This window comes from Pseudovibrio sp. W74, assembly GCF_001623085.1.
In the GTDB taxonomy this organism is placed as follows: Bacteria; Pseudomonadota; Alphaproteobacteria; order Rhizobiales; family Stappiaceae; genus Pseudovibrio.
This window is the reverse complement of record NZ_LMCJ01000007.1, coordinates 63,081-79,847: the sequence shown is the minus strand read 5'-3', so window position 1 is coordinate 79,847 and position 16,767 is coordinate 63,081. Positions and strand designations below refer to the sequence as shown.

The following is a 16,767-nucleotide window of genomic DNA, read 5'->3' as shown; positions in this document are numbered from 1 at the left end:
TTTTCTTGATTTTACAACGTGCTTACACACTGATTATACGCGGCGCTCGACCATCATCTTCTTGATCTCAGCAATTGCCTTTGCAGGGTTCAGACCCTTTGGACATGCCTGAGAGCAGTTCATGATGGTGTGGCAGCGGTACAGACGGAACGGATCTTCAAGATTGTCCAGACGCTCACCAGTTGCCTCATCACGGCTGTCGATCAACCAACGGTAAGCCTGCAGAAGGACTGCAGGGCCGAGGTAGCGATCACCATTCCACCAGTAGCTTGGGCAAGAGGTGGAGCAGCAAGCACACAGAATGCACTCATAAAGACCATCCAGTTTCTGGCGATCTTCATAGGACTGCAGCCATTCTTTCTCAGGCTCAGGTGTCGTGGTTTTCAACCATGGCTCGATAGAGCGATGCTGCGCGTAAAAACGCGTCAGATCCGGCACAAGATCCTTCACAACAGGCATGTGCGGCAGAGGGTAGATTTTGACGATCTCGTGAGAGCATTCGTCAGCACCCTTTGTGCATGCCAGTGTGTTGGTTCCGTCGATGTTCATCGCACAGGATCCGCAGATCCCTTCACGACAAGACCGGCGGAAGGTCAATGTTGGATCGACCTTATCCTTGATGTAGATGAGCGCGTCCAGCACCATTGGGCCACAATCGTCCGCATCAACGTAGTAGGTGTCGATGCGTGGATTGCGTCCGTCATCCGGAGACCAGCGGTAGATGCGGTACTCACGGGTGTTAGTGGCGCCTTCCGGCTTTGGCCAGACTTTGCCCTCTCCCATCCGGGAGTTTTGTGGCAGTTTGAATTCAGCCATAACAGTTACTCCAGATTTCGGCGCCTTAGTAGACGCGGGCTTTCGGTGCGATCTTCTTCATGTCGATGCCACCTTGATCGTAGGTAGTCAGCGGCTCGAGAACAACCGGACGATAGCTCAAGGTCACCTTACCATCCTCAGAGAGGTGTGAGATGGTGTGCTTGCGCCACTCGTCATCGTTACGACCACCGAGAGGACCATCTTTATAGTCTTCACGAGCATGTGCACCACGGCTCTCTTTACGCGCTTCAGCGCCATAAACAGTGGTGATTGCGTTGGCCATAAGGTTTTCAAGCTCAAGCGTTTCGACCAGATCAGAGTTCCAAATCATGGAGCTGTCAGAGACGTGCAGTTCGCTCATTTCATCCCAGATAGCGGAGATGCGCTTACATCCCTGCTCCAGGCTTTCCTGAGTACGGAAAACAGCCGCATCTTCCTGCATAGTCTTCTGCATCTTAGAGCGCAACTCAGCAGTTGGGGTAGAGCCCTTAGCAAAGCGCAGTTTGTCGAAACGAGCCATGATTTTCTGACTGGAAGCTTCGTTAGGCTCTGGAATTGGAGCTTCACGATCAACAACTTCACCAGCGCGGATTGCTGCTGCACGACCAAACACAACAAGATCGATCAGGGAGTTTGAACCGAGGCGGTTTGCACCGTGAACGGACGCACACCCAGCTTCACCAACAGCCATCAGACCCGGCGCGATTGCGTTTGGATCTTCTTTGGTTGGGTTCAGCACTTCCCCCCAATAGTTGGTTGGAATACCACCCATATTGTAGTGAACAGTTGGCAGAACCGGGATCGGCTCCTTAGTCACGTCAACACCAGCAAAGATGCGTGCGCTTTCGGAGATACCTGGAAGACGCTCTGCCAGCAGATCAGGATCAAGGTGATCCAGGTGCAGGAAGATGTGGTCTTTGTTTTTGCCAACGCCACGACCTTCGCGAATTTCCATCGTCATACAACGGGAAACAACATCACGAGAGGCGAGATCTTTCGCGGAAGGAGCATAACGCTCCATGAAGCGCTCACCCTCGGAGTTTACGAGGTAGCCGCCTTCACCACGAGCACCTTCCGTGATCAAACAGCCTGAGCCGTAGATACCAGTTGGGTGGAACTGAACGAACTCCATATCCTGCAGAGGCAGACCCGCACGAGCGATCATGCCGCCGCCATCACCTGTACAGGTGTGGGCAGATGTTGCGGAGAAGAACGAACGTCCGTAACCACCAGTGGCCAGAACAACCATCTTCGCAGAGAAGCGGTGGATTGTGCCGTCATCGAGGTTCCAGGCGATCACGCCCTCACATACGCCCTCTTCTGACATGATCAGATCAAGTGCGAAGTACTCGATGAAGAAATCAGCGTTGTGGCGCAGAGACTGACCATACAGCGTGTGTAGGATCGCGTGACCAGTCCGGTCAGCAGCAGCACAGGTGCGCTGTACCGGGGGACCTTCACCGTAGTTCTGCATGTGGCCGCCGAATGGGCGCTGATAGATCTTGCCTTCTTCCGTACGGGAGAAAGGCACACCGTAGTGCTCAAGCTCATAAACTGCCTTTGGTGCTTCACGCGCGAGGTATTCCATCGCATCCGTGTCACCGAGCCAATCAGAGCCTTTAACAGTGTCATACATATGCCACTGCCAGCAGTCTGGCGTCATGTTCTTCAAGCTTGCTGCAATACCACCCTGTGCTGCCACAGTGTGGGAGCGAGTTGGAAACACCTTGGAGATACAAGCTGTTTTCAATCCCTGCTCAGCCATACCGAGCGTCGCCCGAAGGCCAGCACCACCAGCACCTACAACCACAACGTCAAACTTGTGGTCTACAAACTCATAGGCCTTGCCGCTCTGGCTTGGCGCTGTCGATACACCGGTCTGTTCAACCATCTAGATCAGCCTCCGAAGCTGATTTTAAGCACTGCAACCACGGAAGCGAGTGCGATAAAAGAAGCGAAGAAAATGTTTCCCATAAGAAGAAGAAGCTTGAGCCCTTCTGAATGGAAGTAATCTTCGATGATGACTTGCATGCCCAGCTTCATGTGCAGGCAGCCGACCAAGATCACCAAAAGCAGCAAGGTGGAGATGATCGGGTTTTGAAGTGCTTCAGTGAAACTCGCATAATCAGCGCCTTGCAGCGCGATGACGAGGATAACAAAGAAGGAAATAAGGAACACATTTGCTACAGCGGTCAAACGCTGGCGCCAGAAATGCGACGTGCCGTCCTTAGCTGAGCCAAGGCCGCGAACTTTCCCGAGCGGAGTGCGCATATCGGTCATTGATCTCTCCTTAAGCGACGATGAAACCGATGATCCAGAGGATCACGGTAAGAGCAACAGAGCCTACGATTGTCGCGCGAGCCATCCAGTTCGCTGCAGACAATTCAAAGCCATGCCCCATGTCCCAGATGAAGTGACGCAAACCGCCAATCATGTGGTGCACAAGTGCCCATGTGAAGCCGAAGAGGACCAGACGGCCCAGGAAGGAACCGAAAACGTCCATTGCGAATTGATAGGACTCAGGACCTGCTGCTGCGCAGATGAGCCAGAACGCCATCAAAATCGTTCCAAAATAAAGCGCCGCCCCGGTGATGCGATGTAGAATGGACATCACCATCGTCACGATCGGCTTATAGATCTGAAGATGGGGCGATAATGGCCGGTTGGCCTTGAGGTCAGCGTTCGCCATAAATCTCTCTCCCGTCCCTGGTTACAGTTACGCTTACGTAAACGTAACAAAACAAGGCGTTGTATGAGGTTCTAATACCTTCAGTTTCGGGGTGCGTCAAAGCATCCTATGCGACTAAATGCTTTTTCTACTAGGTTTGCCCTTAAAATTGGCCGAAATGATTAGATTTTGCGGTGTAAATTTTGTTGGTTTCTACCCGATCAAGTAACAAGAATCTGGTAGTTTATTATCTTGAGTTTTGTAGTCATGTTTTAATTTACTGAAATTGTGCGAAATTTTTCAGAAAATCACTTAAAGTCAAATTACGTTTACGTAAACTTTATTCAATGGGAGTGAGCTGACGCGACCCTCTACTTCAAATTTAGAGCAGCCGATCTTGATTTCCAGTTTAGGCAACTATCCCGTGCTCTATTCACTGGTAAAAAGAGGCGGAGCAGGTGTGGCCTGCCCCGCATTGGTGATAAGCTACTGCAGATCAAACTCACAATACTCAACGCCGCTATCATACAGCGTTGAAGAGGTACATTTGAGCTCGATCTGCTCAGAGACATTTGCAAATAACGGTGTCCCAGCCCCGCAGAGGACAGGTGTAACTTTCAGGCGCAGGACATCAATCAGTTTAGACGCAGCCAGCAAACCAGCAAACATCCCTCCGCCGCACAGGTAGATGTCGCTGCCCTGCTCGTTCTTCAGCTTAGAGATGTGCGTGGTGAAGTCTGCTCGCACTGCCTCAACCTGAGTGTCTTCAGGCAGCTGAATTCCTTCTGAGAAAATCAGATGCCGCATATGCGGGTAAGCTTTAGCGCCTGCGGGAAGACCATACTGGTAGGCAAACTCATAGGTATGGCGTCCCATGATCACAGTATCATAGGTCGCTAATCGCTCTTTGTAAGCGTCTACATGATCACCAGTATGAGGGAAAATTGAAACATCGCCATTTGGGCCAGCAATAAAACCGTCGCGACTAACGGCGACGTCATAAATAATGCGTCTCATAAAGACTCCATCAAAAACAAACAGGCATCAAACACCACCCACGTTGATTGTGGGAGTGCTGTTCAACAGAATTGAGTTGCCTTAGTTGTTCACTGACAGAGTCCTCCTCATTGCTGAATTACATGCTGAAACAGATTTCTCATTGGGTCAACCTACGCGAAACAAAGAGCAGTCAGATGGAGTAAAAAGAGAGTTGATGTGATGTTTGAGTAACAAGGGACAGCCAAGCTTCGCTCCCTTAAATCTCATAGATCAACACTCTTCAGAGCGCTTTTCCCATGTATCTGACGGTCTTTCCTTTTCCTTCCAGCTTAGCTTCCCCGACGATTTGAAAGCCTCGTGAAGCATGGAATGCGTCTGATGCCAGGTTGGGAGGATCTGAGTTTACTTCACATACAATGCGCTCGTATCCCTTCTCTTTCGCGAAGTTGAACAGGTCATCGTAGAGTTTGCCTGCAATGCCTTGCCCTCGTGTAGCTTTAGAAATCACAATCCGATCAACATAGAGAAAATTGTCGTAGCCTGCGCAGAACCATTTGAAATTAATCGAAGAATAATCACCGTCCTTGTCGTATGCAATGAGAAGGCCAGCTTCCTTGTCAGCAATCCTTACATAGGTTGCTTTCTTGATAAGCCCTGCAAAGCCATCACGTGTCAGAGAAGACAATTCGACAGCATGCTCTTCGTTTAGGGCGTGCGCCCAGGTTAGATCGTCAGCAATAAAGCTTCGAATAGGCAGCGCAGCTACTTCCTGTTATTTCTTAAAATTGTAGTTATTTTTGAGTCTAGACGGATAGATTGCGTTTTGTTCGCAATGTCTTGAAAACGTGCACCATAAAGATCGTCGCAAAGAGTGGCGTGATCAGGTTCACGATTGGAATTGCAAGAACGAATGCAACAATGAGTCCGGCTGCAAATACGGTTCCGCCTTGCGATTTACGAAAAGCTTTTGCTTCTTGCGGCGACATAAAGCGCATTGCCACAAACTCAAAATATTCACGGCCCAACAGATAGCCATTCACGAGCAAGAATGCGATTTGGCCGATACCGGGAATGAAGAACAGCATCAGAGCGAAAATGTTGGCGACAATGATAACGCCGACAAAACGGAGAGCCGTTACAATAGACTCGCCAAGCGGCAGTGCTTTGCCTCGTCTTTCATTGGGATAAGAGTGCTCTTCAACAAGTTCGGAAATCTGATCTTGATAGAAGGCTACAACCATCGCTGAAACCGGGGCCAGGATATAGCCGAGACCGATTAATGCACCGATGCCTGTTACGATACTAACGGTCGTATCCTGCCAGTCCTGTGGTAAGTCTATGAAGTAGCCGACTACGCCCTGAATTGCGATCCAGACGACAAGAAGAAGAAGCAATGTTAGCCCTAAGGCTTTGAAAAAGATGCTTCTGAAATGCGGTTCAAAAACCTGCGAAAATGATTTTATTGCTGCCGATAACATCTCTTGTGCCAAATTTATGAAAACAGATGGCACTTAGATAAGCATTTCCCCGAGCTGCAACAAGAGCTGACGCTTGTAAAGCAGCTTGCCATCCATCAGGATCAACAGGCTGCTCCAGTTCTTTGCGCCAGAACACTCCCAAGTTTACTGAGCGAGTTCCATCTCATCGATCAGCTGCCACTTCAGGTTCTCGAGACTAGCGGAACACTTCTCAAGATCGACTGGATCAAAACGGAACCAGCAACCACCTCCAACATTTGGAGGCTGATCGAAGGCGCGATCGATGGCATTGTTGGCGAGGTGGCATTTGAGCAGTGTTCCCACGCCTCCATGGCCAGAAAATAGAACAGGTTCGCCACTGGGTATTGTGGTGAGCGCCTGTTTAATTGCAGTGACGACACGACTTTGCGCATCCAACGCCCGTTCCCAGCCGCGAACGCTCACTGCGGGGCGACTGAAGAACTCATCAGCGACAAGCTCAAACTCATCTGGCTCAAGAAAACCGGTTGAGCTGCGATCATTTTCGTGGAGGCCTGGGGCTGTAATCAACTCCATACCCAAATGGCTTGCGATAATCTGGCCCGTTTCGATAGCCTTTTTTTCGCGGCTGGAAATGACGTGATCAATTTCCAAAAGCCACGGCTGGCGTAGACCTTGTTCTAAACGCTCGCGGCCTTTATCCGACAAATCCCAGTGCGGAACTGGGGTTGCCGGGTCGATGTCGACATTTGGGTGGGTCAAATATATACAGTAAGTCATGGCACCTCCCCGGTGCCATCAGGCACCTGTTAAATAACCACTGGCTCTACTCGTCCATGGGTCATTTTTCCTCGATATATTTCTTGATCAAATGATGCGCGATAGAGATGTCAGGGGGACAAATTAATCCCGACTCTGCTTCGCCTTGGAGCATCTTCAGTGTCTCCTCTTTAGAAAACCACTGACAATCCTCCATTTCTTCATAGTCGATATTCAAGTCAGTCGTCAGCGCTTCACCGTGGAACCCGATCATAATATTTGATGGGAATGGCCAAGGCTGGCTGGCGACGTATTCCACTTTGCCGACTTTAACGCCTGCTTCTTCAAAAACTTCTCGGCGGACGGCGTCTTCAAAGGTTTCGCCCGGCTCAACAAACCCAGCGAGTGTTGTGTAGACATTTTCCATCAGATGGTAAGGACGCCCCATCAGGCATTTGTCCCCGTGGGTGATCAACATTATCACCGCGGGGTCCGTTCTTGGGAAATGCTGCGCTGAGCAAGACGGGCAATCCCGTCGATAGCCAGATTCGGCGAGTTCCGTTGGCTGTCCACACTGGGAACACATCTTATGGGAGGAATGCCAGCGGCCTACAGAAGCAGCCTGTGCCATCATTCCAAGCACTTCCTGACTGGCTGCTCGTTTCATCGCTATTCCGCGCAGTCCGTATGCCGCGAATGCTCCGAGTTTTTCCAGTTCCTCATCAAGCGTTTCAGCATCCACTGTGTAACGCACACTAAAGTATGGGCGGTCTCCATCAGTTTCGTCAATGCCAAGAAAGATGGTGGTCGGATCAGTGATATTCAGAGTTCTGAGTATCTCAACGGAATAAATGAAAGGCTCAGTCATGACCTCTTTATTGAAGATGAAAGCGTCGTTTGCCTGAATTAAAAAGCGGGCATCCGGGCTCGTCATTAGCGAGTTAACCCATTCAGTATCTTTACGTTTTTCACCACAGCGATTAAGCGAGTTGGCAGAATAACAAAGAGCTGCAGAGGCGTCATACACCTCAGCTGTTTCGGCCAGCATTTCGAATTCCTTAAATTATAAACTTATGTAAAGTGAACCCGAGATAGCACTGAAATGCAATGTTGTGGCGACATTTTCTGAATTCGGATTTGGCAGAACTCTTCGAAAATTCACAGTCTCGTCCACAGTAGCAAGCGGTAAACATCAATGAACGCTTGCAAAATATAGGTAAAGCGACCATATACACGTTCGGGAGGTTGGTGGTGGACGAGCCACTCGCCAACCGGGTCAGATCCGGAAGGAAGCAGCCCTAACGAGTCCATGGCACGGGTCATCGTGCCAGCCTCCCACCTAATTTTCCCCGCGCCCATACTCGACAAGCGGCCGGTCTTCGTCTTGAATGGCCGGGAGTAAGTTTTACCTTGCCTTTGAAGTGGCTGAGGATTTGGGCAATATGGACGGAATAGACCTTCAAGACGAGCACCAGACAACAACAAGCGCGGAAGATAATTCTTCCAGCAGCGATGGTGCATATCGCGTTCTCGCCCGTAAATACCGACCTAGTTCGTTCGATGATCTTTATGGTCAGGAGCCGATGGTTCAGACTCTGCAGAATGCATTTGAGACTGGACGTATCGCTCAAGCCTGGATGCTGACCGGGGTTCGCGGTGTCGGTAAAACGACCACAGCGCGTATTCTTGCCCGTGGCCTGAACTACGAGATCGCAGGTGAAATTGATAAGCCTACCATACACTTAGATAAACCCGGCGTTCACTGTCAGGCGATCATGGAAGGTCGTCATGTCGATGTGATCGAGATGGACGCAGCGTCTCATACTGGCATTGACGACATTCGCGAGATTACCGAAGCAGCGCGGTATCGTCCGGCGAGTGCGCGGTACAAAGTGTACATCATCGATGAGGTGCATATGCTCTCCAAGTCGGCGTTCAACGGGTTGTTGAAGACGCTGGAAGAGCCGCCGGAGCATGTGAAATTCATTTTTGCGACCACAGAAATCCGCAAGGTTCCTGTGACTGTCCTCTCTCGTTGTCAGCGGTTTGACCTGCGCCGGATTGAGAGCTCTACGCTTGTTTCTCTGCTGCGCGAGATCTCTGGCAAAGAGGGCATAGAAATTTCTGATGAGGCGCTGGCTCTGATTGCTCGCGCTGGTGAAGGGTCTGCCCGAGACAGTTTATCCCTTCTGGATCAAGCCATTGCGCATGGTGCAGGCCGCATTGAGCCGAATGAAGTGCGCCAGATGCTGGGCCTTGCTGACCGCAGCCGGGTGATAGATTTGTTTGAGCACGTGATGCGCGGTGACATAGCCAGCGCTCTTGATGAGCTCAAAGCCCAGTATGATGTGGGCGCCGATCCGGCAGTTGTCCTCTCTGACCTTGCAGACTTTACCCATTTGGTGACTCGCCTGAAAGCAGTGCCGAAGGCGGGTGAAGAGAACTCTGTGACTGAGAGCGAACGGCAGCGTGGGCGGGACTTTGCTGAAAAGCTTTCCATGCGCGTTCTTTCCCGAACATGGCAGATATTACTGAAGGGAATTAACGAAGTACAGAACGCGCCTAAGCCGTTGGCTGCGGCTGACATGGTTCTGGTGCGCTTGTGCTACGCCTCTGATCTTCCGGATCCGGAAGAGGCGCTGAAGCTGCTGAAGTCTGGCAAGTTCTCCCCTGCTGGCGGCAATGCGCCTGCGGGCAACGCGCCACAGGGCGGTGGCGGATCAAGCGCAAGCGCTGTTCCATCCGGTGGCGGCTCAGCCCCTCAGTTACGTGCTGTGGCTGGCGGCCAGCCGATGACGCAAGCTATTGGCGCTGCACCGCAATCAGCTCCTCAAATGCGGCAGGCTGAGGAACTTAAAGAAAAGATTGCGATCCGCTCCTGGGCTGAGGTTGCTCAACTTGCGGCCCGCATGAAGGACATTCCAGTCAAGGTTTCGGTTGAGCGCGCGCTGCGTCTTGTCAACTTCCAACCGGGCCGTATTGAAGTACAGCCGACTGAGATTGCGACAGCTGATGCAGCTGGAGAACTGGGCCGAAAACTGACAGAATGGACGGGTCGTCGCTGGATTGTTGCGGTTAGTCGTGACCAAGGCCGGCCGACTTTGCATGAAGAAAAAGAAGCTAACCAAAGACAGTTGGTTTCGGATGCACATTCTGATCCGGAAGTGGTGAAACTTATTTCTGCCTTTCCCGGGGCTAAGGTTGTTGACGTGCGCATTTTGAAGCAGGAGGAAGATCTCCCCCTTGAAGCGGCGTCCGAGCCTGTCGACATAGAAGACATGGACTCTATGGATTTCACCCAAGATTTCTAAGGTTTCTGTGCTATGAAACCTTATGACCGAATTGATAGAGCGCTGATGTGCGCTCAAGAGACGTTTAAGGAGCGAGTCGATGGACTTTCTTAAAATGATGAAGCAAGCCAAGCAGATGCAGGAAAAAATGGGCGAGCTTCAGGAGACTGTAAACGACCTTTCTGTTGAGGGAACCTCAGGCGCAGGCATGGTCACCGTTACGTTGAATGGTAAAGGTGAAATGACTGGTTTGAAGATTGATCCTTCTCTCATCAATGCTGATGAAGTTGAGATCCTGGAAGATCTTATCCTCGCTGCGCATAATGATGCGAAGGGAAAAGGCGAAGCTTTGGTGCAGGAGCGTACGCAGGACATGATGTCCGGTATGGGTCTGCCAGCTGGCATGAAACTCCCGTTCGGCTCTTAAGTTCTTCAAGGCTACGTGTTGCCAAATCACCGCGACCCTGCGCAGATTTGGCCGTAGACCTGAAACGGATTTATTCCCTCTTGCCCGCCTCTTCAGGCGGGCATAGTTTATCTGGCATTGTCTCGCAAAACTGCTTTGCGGGTGCCTTTTCTTTCTCGCAGAGAGCATAGATTTTAGATGAGTACACGCAGGGTTGCTGGTCCCGAAATTGAACGCCTGATACAGCTGCTGTCCAAGCTGCCCGGCCTCGGCCCGCGCTCGGCCAGACGTGCTGCTTTGCACCTGGTTCAGAAGAAAGATCAACTGCTTATCCCGCTGGCGGAAGCCATGGGCGTGGCGGTTGAGCAGGTCGGCATCTGCTCAGAATGCGGTACCGTGGATACCAGTGATCCTTGCACCATTTGCTCTGATCCGCGCCGAGATGGAGCCACCATTGTGGTGGTTGAGGACGTCTCTGACCTTTGGGCGCTGGAGCGGGCATCCGCTGTGAGTGCGCATTATCATGTCCTCGGTGGCACCCTGTCTCCGCTGGACGGTATTGGCCCGGATGATCTCAACATTTCCAAGTTGGTTGAGCGTATTGAGGGCGGTGCAGTGAGCGAAGTTATCCTCGCTGTTAACGCGACCGTTGAAGGGCAGACTACTGCACATTTCATTACGGACCAACTTGCGCGATTTGAGAATGTGAAAGTGACCCGCCTTGCCCATGGCGTGCCGGTTGGTGGGGAATTGGATTACCTTGACGAGGGTACTCTGACGCAGGCTTTGCGAGCAAGAACAAAGTTTTAGCAGGTTTCTTGCTCTGTGCTTATGCGGGTATTTCCGCCGCATAAGTCGTTTGCGTTGCTATGTGCGTTGATTTGAAAGATTTGCGTATTTATTGCGTTGAACAGGATTTTTGAAAATGGACACATCTTCCGCCAAACCAACCCAGTTTTTCATCCGTAAAACCCAGCGCAATGATGTGGACGAACTGCTCGCCCTGCTCAACCGGATTATTGAGGCCGGGGGGACAACTGCGCTTGAGAAGCCGTTGAACAAAGGTGAGTTCATCGAGTGGTTTCTTGAAGCCAAAATTCTGGAGAGCAGTGTTTGCGCGATTGACCGTGACAGCGGTGAGCCGCTTGGCTTCCAGACTGCCAGCCATTACGGAGATATCCCCGCTGACTGGGTTGATATCGGCACCTTTGTGAAACCGGGTCTGCACAAGAGCGGCATCGGCAGTGCGCTGTTCAAAGCAACACTTGCCAATCTGGAAGGCAAAGGCCTCGTCGCTATCACCGCCACCATCCGCGCCGACAACACCGGCGGCCTCGCCTACTACACCTCCCGCGGCTTCAAAGACTACAAAGTGCTGGAAGCAGTTCCGTTGGCTGATGGGACACCGGTAAACCGGATTTGTAAGCGGTTTGATTTGGGGTGAGTTGGCTGCGTATTTTCGCAAGACATCACAGAACAAGCTCTGATGAGAACACTCAGTTCTGATTGTGTCGCTCTAGGTCCCGCATCGCGCTTTGCTTGTGCGGGATGACGTCATGGGGTTGGGGTAACATTGAAAATGCATTCCCCCTCGGTGTCTTCCCGCACTTGATGCGGGATCCATAACTTACATCTCTACATAGTTAAAAAGAATGCTTTTATGTTTCATGTTCTAAATTGCCAGTTTTCTGGCATGATGCATAGATGGGTTTAAACGCCGATTTTTCATTATTGGATTGCCATGCAAATTCTTATTTCATTCGCACTTATTGCCTTTGGTGGCGTTTTAGTTTTCTCCGCATTACAGCAGATCAGTAAGAAAGAGGGCACCGAGAGAATTAATCGACTAGCTCTGCTTGGTTTTCTGGGAGTGCTCGTCCTTTTCGTACTTCATGCTCTGTCTGTCTATTCAAACTGGTGGGGCGTTACCGAAGACCTAGCTAAAACACTCGGCCCCTTTGGCGATAGCTTTGGTCCATTAACCTCTCTTTTTTCTGCCCTTGCTTTCGCAGCATTAATTTGGACTGTGTTTCTACAAAGAGAGGAACTTCAGTTAAGTCGAAAAGAGCTAGCACTTACTAGACAGGAAATGGCTGACCAGCGATTTGAAAGCATGTTGATGCGTATGCTTGAAGTGCATACTAGTCTCGTTGCAGATATGGACGTTGACGTTAATGGAAGTAATGCTGCCTCACGCAAAGACTGCTTCAAGATATTCCTGTTACATAAGCTCCTTCCTAAAAAATATGGAATTTATGAAGAAGAAAAAAACCAAACAGGTACAACATCCAGTGATTTCAGAATTTATCAATCAGGCTCTGAAACAGATCGTATTTCAATCGGCTCAGACACTTTTACTATGCGCGCTTACGATCAGATGTACATAGAAAATAGGAGCGATCTAGGACACTACTTCCGTAGCCTATACAACATACTTCGCTTTATTTCGGAAAGCAGTCGACCAGATATATTTGAATACGCCCGTATTATTCGTGCCCAACTTTCAGATTTCGAACTAGCAATAATTTGCCTGAATTGCTTAAGTGACAATGGCACCAAATTAAAACCCCTCGTTGAGGAGTTCAGCATTCTCGATAACTTGCCGAAAGATCTGTACCTCTCCAAAAGCTTGATGGATCAATTCGACCCCAAGGCACTACAAACGCCAGAGCAGCAAGTATGACTCCATAGATCCCGGATCATCGCTTCGCTTGTCCGGGAAGACGCCGGTGGGTGGTGAGGTTGTTGCGGTTGCTTCAACGCCGTCGTCCCGCACTTGATGCGGGATCCAGTAGGTGGGGCGGTATAAGGAATGCTACCCCTGATTTTTCATGGGATAGACGCACTACTGTTGGCACTGGTATTTTTAAGGAGGCGCTGGCCTGCGGCGGGGTGGTATTGCCGCAGACCAGCAGGGCACCGTTTGGCGAGGATGCGGGGTGGATTTGCGTTTCGCCATTGGTACCGGAGGCAAGTGGCACGGGTTTGTGCCATTTACCCATCACAGTGCTGTTGAACGAGCTCTGCGTGGTCAGGGGTACCGATCACGTAGAGCGCGCTGCACGATCAAGCCATTTTGTGAGCCAGTCCTTTATTATGAGGCTGGCTTTTTTCTTTGCTCCTGTGCATCTCCCTGATCGAAAACCGATGGGGCTTTCGGGAGGGTGCCAGCGAGCAAAGAGCTGCACGGCTTAATCAGGAAGCGGAGTTTTTGTGTTTATTGGCTGCGGATGAGCGACTCGCTCTAACATTCCGCAGCTTTTCTTGAGCGCTTCGAGGCGATCGCGGAAGGCGTGATGCAGAGTGAACAGGGCATCGCGCTCACTGGAGTGCTGCATTCTCTCTGTCAGCACAAGATGCTGAATATACGAGAGGTTCTGCAAATCCGAGACAGCGACGATGACTTCGTCAATTTCATTTTGGAAAGTATTTGTGGTGCCACAGGCACATGCGGAGTCGATCATTCTCAATCCCTCTGTAAGTAGGGTGTTGAACAACCGCGCGACAACAAGGCTTTCGACGGCCCGCTGGCGAGCGGGAGGTTCGAAACCTGCAAACAGACAGGCGAGTTTATTCCCCTCCGAAGAAGGTATTGTATTCACCGCCCTCCCGCTCATAGCAATAGATTTGCGCGCTACCTATAAAGCAGGCACAAAAAATCCGCTAGTCGACGGGAGCGGTAACCGCTGTTTGGAGAGGTTTCGAAGCCTCACAGATGAATGTGGAATGAAAACCAGCGGTTGTCAAATTGACAGTTTTTACAAGGTTGTGGATGACGTGGTTTGCGAGGTGTTTGTGTCGTGGCTTATGCCTGAGCATGTCGCTCTGGATCCCGGATCTGCGCTGTGCTTGTCCGGGAAGACGAGGGTGGAGTGAGAACTCTTTGGCGAGCGGGAGGCTAGAAACCTGCAAACAGACAGGCGAGTTTATTCCCCTCGAAAGGGTATTCTATTCACCACCCTCCCGCCCATAACAAAGGACTTGTGCGCTTCATGCATGAGGATGGGATGAGGCAATTACTCTGTCAAACTGGTAGTTTTGACAGGGACATGGATGGCGGGGGTTAGCAAGGTGTTTGTGTCGTGGCTTATGCCTAAGCGTATTGCTCTGGATCCCGGATCTGCGCTGCGCTTGTCCGGGAAGACGGAGGGTGGTTGTGGTTGCTCGTTAAAGCTTGTAATCACCACCCGATAAGAAGAAGGGGCGGTGTCCTGGCTCAATGAGCATAGGAATTATAATCGGAGTTCCCTTATTCGCTTTGAAGATAAGGAGCTGCGGGATCGATGAAGAAGTATGGCCGCACCTATCACTTACCCAGCTCTCCCGGTGTAATGAGCGATGACAAGATCCTGCGGGATTTGGCGGCTCTGGAAAGCGCGGCAGAAGTCGTCTTTACCGAGAAGATGGACGGCGAGAACACGACTATCCTGCAGAGTGGATGCCATGCGCGTAGCCCTGACAGTGGGTATCATCCATCACGTGATTGGATGAAAGCTTTTGCGGCAGGTATTTCGCCGTGTCTTGCTGAGGATGAGCGGATCGTCGGTGAGTATCTGTTTGCCCGTCATTCCGTCGCTTATGACAGGTTGCCTACTTACTTTCTAGGTTTTGCATGGATTGTTGGCGGCATCACACAGAGTTGGGATGCGACGCTGGACCGTTTCTCAGAGCTGGGCATTGCTCCTGTTCCGGTGTTGCACAGGGGCGTTTTCACTCAAGCAAGCGTTGACAGAGTGCTGAACGGGCTCAACCTGAGCAAGCAGGAGGGCTTTGTCGTGCGAACCAGTGAGGCATTCCAAGAGCCTGACATGACGACACATATGGCCAAGTATGTGCGGGCAGATCACGTACAGAGTGACACCCACTGGATGCATAGTGAGATTATCAAGAACGGGTTGCGAAAGAGCTAGGAGCAAATGAGCTCGTGGCTCTAAGTCCCGCATCTAGTGCGGGGTGACTTTGGTGTGGTGATAGCTGCTATCAACAGCACCTCAGGTCTATTCTCGAAAGCGCTTGCAATTGAGGTCTGCAAAATTCAGTATGCGGGCCTATGGTTTCTGAGGTGCGAAAGGCCTCGGGATTAAAAGGGAACACGGTGAAGTGTAGCCAACAGGCGCTAATTCCGTGACTGCCCCCGCAACTGTAAGCGGCGAGCGACGCCAAGCATGCCACTGGAGAAATCCGGGAAGGCTGGCTGAACACAGACCCGCGAGTCAGGAGACCTGCCATTATGTTTCACTTCAACCCGGGCGGGGCGTCCCGGAGGAGGCCATAATGGTTGCATTGGCGCAAGCCTCTCACATATCCGGTTTCTGTTTGCCCCTGCCGTTGCGCGGAGGGCGTTATGTTACCTGTTTCCTCAAGACTTAAACTTTATCCCGGATCGTTTTGCGAACCGCTGATAGTCGACGCGCGCGTGCGCTTGACTTTTGCCTCAGGATTCGACAATCAATGTAACGTTATAACGTTACATTTATGATGTGTAGCGTTTCACTCAGGTGGGTTGGTACAATGCTGGATCCTGTTTCTCATCATTTAGGCACCTTCGGCTGGTTGATTGGGGCTGAGCTGCGCAAGGGTGCTTTGGCATGAGCGCGGCTTTTGTTTCTGTTCGCGATGTTTCGTGGGCACCTGATCGTAAGAGTTCGTTGGTTTTGCAGCCATTGAGTTTTGAGCTGGCTGCGGGCCAAGTGCTTGGCGTGGTTGGCGCGAACGGAGCTGGCAAGTCTACGTTGTTGCGGCTGCTCTATCGGTTCAACAAGCCGATGAGCGGGCAGATTTGCGTTGGTGGTGATGACATCTGGTCCCTCTCCGCCAAAGTGACGGCGCAGCGGGTGGCGGCGGTGTTGCAAGAGCAGCCAACGGACTTTGCGCTGAAGGTGCGTGAGATCGTGGAGCTGGGGCGCACACCGTATCGCAGCGGTCTGGCGGCATCTGGCGAGCGCGACCGGCAGGTGGTGGACCGTGCTATCCGCGCTTTGCAGCTGGACGGGTTGGCCGGGCGGTTGTTTGGCACGCTTTCTGGCGGGGAACGACAGCGGGTGATGGTGGCGCGGGCGTTAGCGCAAGAGCCAGAGCTGCTCATTCTGGATGAGCCGACCAACCATCTCGACATTCGCCATCAGCTGGAAATTCTGAAGCTCATTGAAGAGCTGGATCTGACGATCATCACCAGTTTGCATGACCTGAACATGGCGGCGCAGGTGTGTGACCAGATCCTGTTGCTGGACCACGGGCAGATGCTTGGCTTTGGGGCGCCGGAGCAAATCCTCTCCCCCGCTTTGGTTTCCAAGGCTTTTCAGGTGCGTACGACACGCGATCAGCTGATGGACCGACAACACTCTCTTCTGACATTCGATCTTCATTCTTAAG

17 protein-coding genes, 1 other RNA gene and 1 riboswitch are annotated in these 16,767 nt (G+C 51.4%); of the genes, 8 read left to right on the top strand and 10 right to left on the bottom strand.

From position 1 onward, the window contains the following. Window positions 1-33: 33 nt before the first annotated feature. From PsW74_RS06145 to nudC, 9 genes are all read right to left on the bottom strand, one after another. Entirely contained in the window at window positions 34-816 is a 783-nt protein-coding gene (locus PsW74_RS06145; RefSeq protein ID WP_057462991.1) for a succinate dehydrogenase iron-sulfur subunit, read from the bottom strand. Between the two features lie 25 nt (window positions 817-841). Further along, complete coding sequence (gene sdhA / locus PsW74_RS06140) at window positions 842-2,707, bottom strand: succinate dehydrogenase flavoprotein subunit (protein ID WP_063286406.1); 1,866 nt, start codon at window positions 2,705-2,707, stop codon at window positions 842-844. A gap of 5 nt (window positions 2,708-2,712) precedes the next feature. Continuing rightward, on the bottom strand, window positions 2,713-3,096 hold the full coding sequence (sdhD, locus tag PsW74_RS06135; protein ID WP_063286405.1) for a succinate dehydrogenase, hydrophobic membrane anchor protein: 384 nt from the start codon (window positions 3,094-3,096) through the stop codon (window positions 2,713-2,715). A 10-nt stretch (window positions 3,097-3,106) separates the two neighbouring features. Then, a complete protein-coding gene (gene sdhC / locus PsW74_RS06130; RefSeq protein ID WP_057462994.1) occupies window positions 3,107-3,505 on the bottom strand; it encodes a succinate dehydrogenase, cytochrome b556 subunit in 399 nt (132 codons plus the stop codon). A gap of 465 nt (window positions 3,506-3,970) precedes the next feature. Beyond that, a complete protein-coding gene (locus PsW74_RS06125; protein ID WP_063286404.1) occupies window positions 3,971-4,501 on the bottom strand; it encodes a dihydrofolate reductase family protein in 531 nt (176 codons plus the stop codon). Window positions 4,502-4,763: 262 nt separating this feature from the next. Continuing rightward, on the bottom strand, window positions 4,764-5,168 hold the full coding sequence (locus PsW74_RS06120) for a GNAT family N-acetyltransferase (protein ID WP_244271705.1): 405 nt from the start codon (window positions 5,166-5,168) through the stop codon (window positions 4,764-4,766). 118 nt (window positions 5,169-5,286) lie between these two features. Then, window positions 5,287-5,961, bottom strand: a complete 675-nt coding sequence (locus PsW74_RS06115) for a sulfate transporter family protein (RefSeq protein ID WP_057462997.1) — start codon at window positions 5,959-5,961, stop codon at window positions 5,287-5,289. A gap of 144 nt (window positions 5,962-6,105) precedes the next feature. Then, on the bottom strand, window positions 6,106-6,720 hold the full coding sequence (locus tag PsW74_RS06110) for a histidine phosphatase family protein (protein WP_063286402.1): 615 nt from the start codon (window positions 6,718-6,720) through the stop codon (window positions 6,106-6,108). A gap of 61 nt (window positions 6,721-6,781) precedes the next feature. Beyond that, window positions 6,782-7,747, bottom strand: coding sequence for an NAD(+) diphosphatase (gene nudC, locus PsW74_RS06105; protein WP_063286401.1), 966 nt, complete (start codon window positions 7,745-7,747; stop codon window positions 6,782-6,784). Between the two features lie 192 nt (window positions 7,748-7,939). On the opposite strand from nudC, the gene ffs reads away from it, so the two are divergent. The 6 genes from ffs to PsW74_RS06075 all read left to right on the top strand — a co-directional run bounded on the left by ffs (window position 7,940) and on the right by PsW74_RS06075 (window position 13,078). Then, window positions 7,940-8,038: signal recognition particle sRNA small type (ffs, locus tag PsW74_RS06100), an RNA gene on the top strand. Between the two features lie 103 nt (window positions 8,039-8,141). Next, window positions 8,142-10,010 carry a DNA polymerase III subunit gamma/tau gene (locus tag PsW74_RS06095; RefSeq protein ID WP_208987866.1) on the top strand — a complete coding sequence of 623 codons (1,869 nt, stop codon included), beginning with the start codon at window positions 8,142-8,144 and terminating at the stop codon, window positions 10,008-10,010. 79 nt (window positions 10,011-10,089) lie between these two features. Next, window positions 10,090-10,416: a YbaB/EbfC family nucleoid-associated protein gene (locus tag PsW74_RS06090; RefSeq protein ID WP_057463002.1), complete on the top strand. Its 327-nt coding sequence runs from the start codon at window positions 10,090-10,092 to the stop codon at window positions 10,414-10,416. A 177-nt stretch (window positions 10,417-10,593) separates the two neighbouring features. Then, window positions 10,594-11,205, top strand: coding sequence for a recombination mediator RecR (gene recR / locus PsW74_RS06085; RefSeq protein ID WP_063286399.1), 612 nt, complete (start codon window positions 10,594-10,596; stop codon window positions 11,203-11,205). Window positions 11,206-11,320: 115 nt separating this feature from the next. Continuing rightward, window positions 11,321-11,839, top strand: coding sequence for a GNAT family N-acetyltransferase (locus PsW74_RS06080; protein WP_063286398.1), 519 nt, complete (start codon window positions 11,321-11,323; stop codon window positions 11,837-11,839). Window positions 11,840-12,136: 297 nt separating this feature from the next. Then, complete coding sequence (locus tag PsW74_RS06075; RefSeq protein WP_063286397.1) at window positions 12,137-13,078, top strand: putative phage abortive infection protein; 942 nt, start codon at window positions 12,137-12,139, stop codon at window positions 13,076-13,078. Between the two features lie 508 nt (window positions 13,079-13,586). Here the strand turns inward: PsW74_RS06075 and PsW74_RS06070 are convergent. Further along, a complete protein-coding gene (locus PsW74_RS06070; RefSeq protein WP_057463006.1) occupies window positions 13,587-13,859 on the bottom strand; it encodes a hypothetical protein in 273 nt (90 codons plus the stop codon). Window positions 13,860-14,678: 819 nt separating this feature from the next. Between PsW74_RS06070 and PsW74_RS06065 the strand changes: the two genes are divergently transcribed. Together PsW74_RS06065 and PsW74_RS06060 are read left to right on the top strand one after the other, a co-directional pair. Then, window positions 14,679-15,305 carry an RNA ligase family protein gene (locus PsW74_RS06065; RefSeq protein WP_063286396.1) on the top strand — a complete coding sequence of 209 codons (627 nt, stop codon included), beginning with the start codon at window positions 14,679-14,681 and terminating at the stop codon, window positions 15,303-15,305. A 124-nt stretch (window positions 15,306-15,429) separates the two neighbouring features. Further along, a riboswitch (cobalamin riboswitch) is annotated at window positions 15,430-15,640 on the top strand. A 343-nt stretch (window positions 15,641-15,983) separates the two neighbouring features. After that, complete coding sequence (locus PsW74_RS06060) at window positions 15,984-16,766, top strand: ABC transporter ATP-binding protein (protein WP_063286395.1); 783 nt, start codon at window positions 15,984-15,986, stop codon at window positions 16,764-16,766. Window position 16,767: the final 1 nt, after the last annotated feature.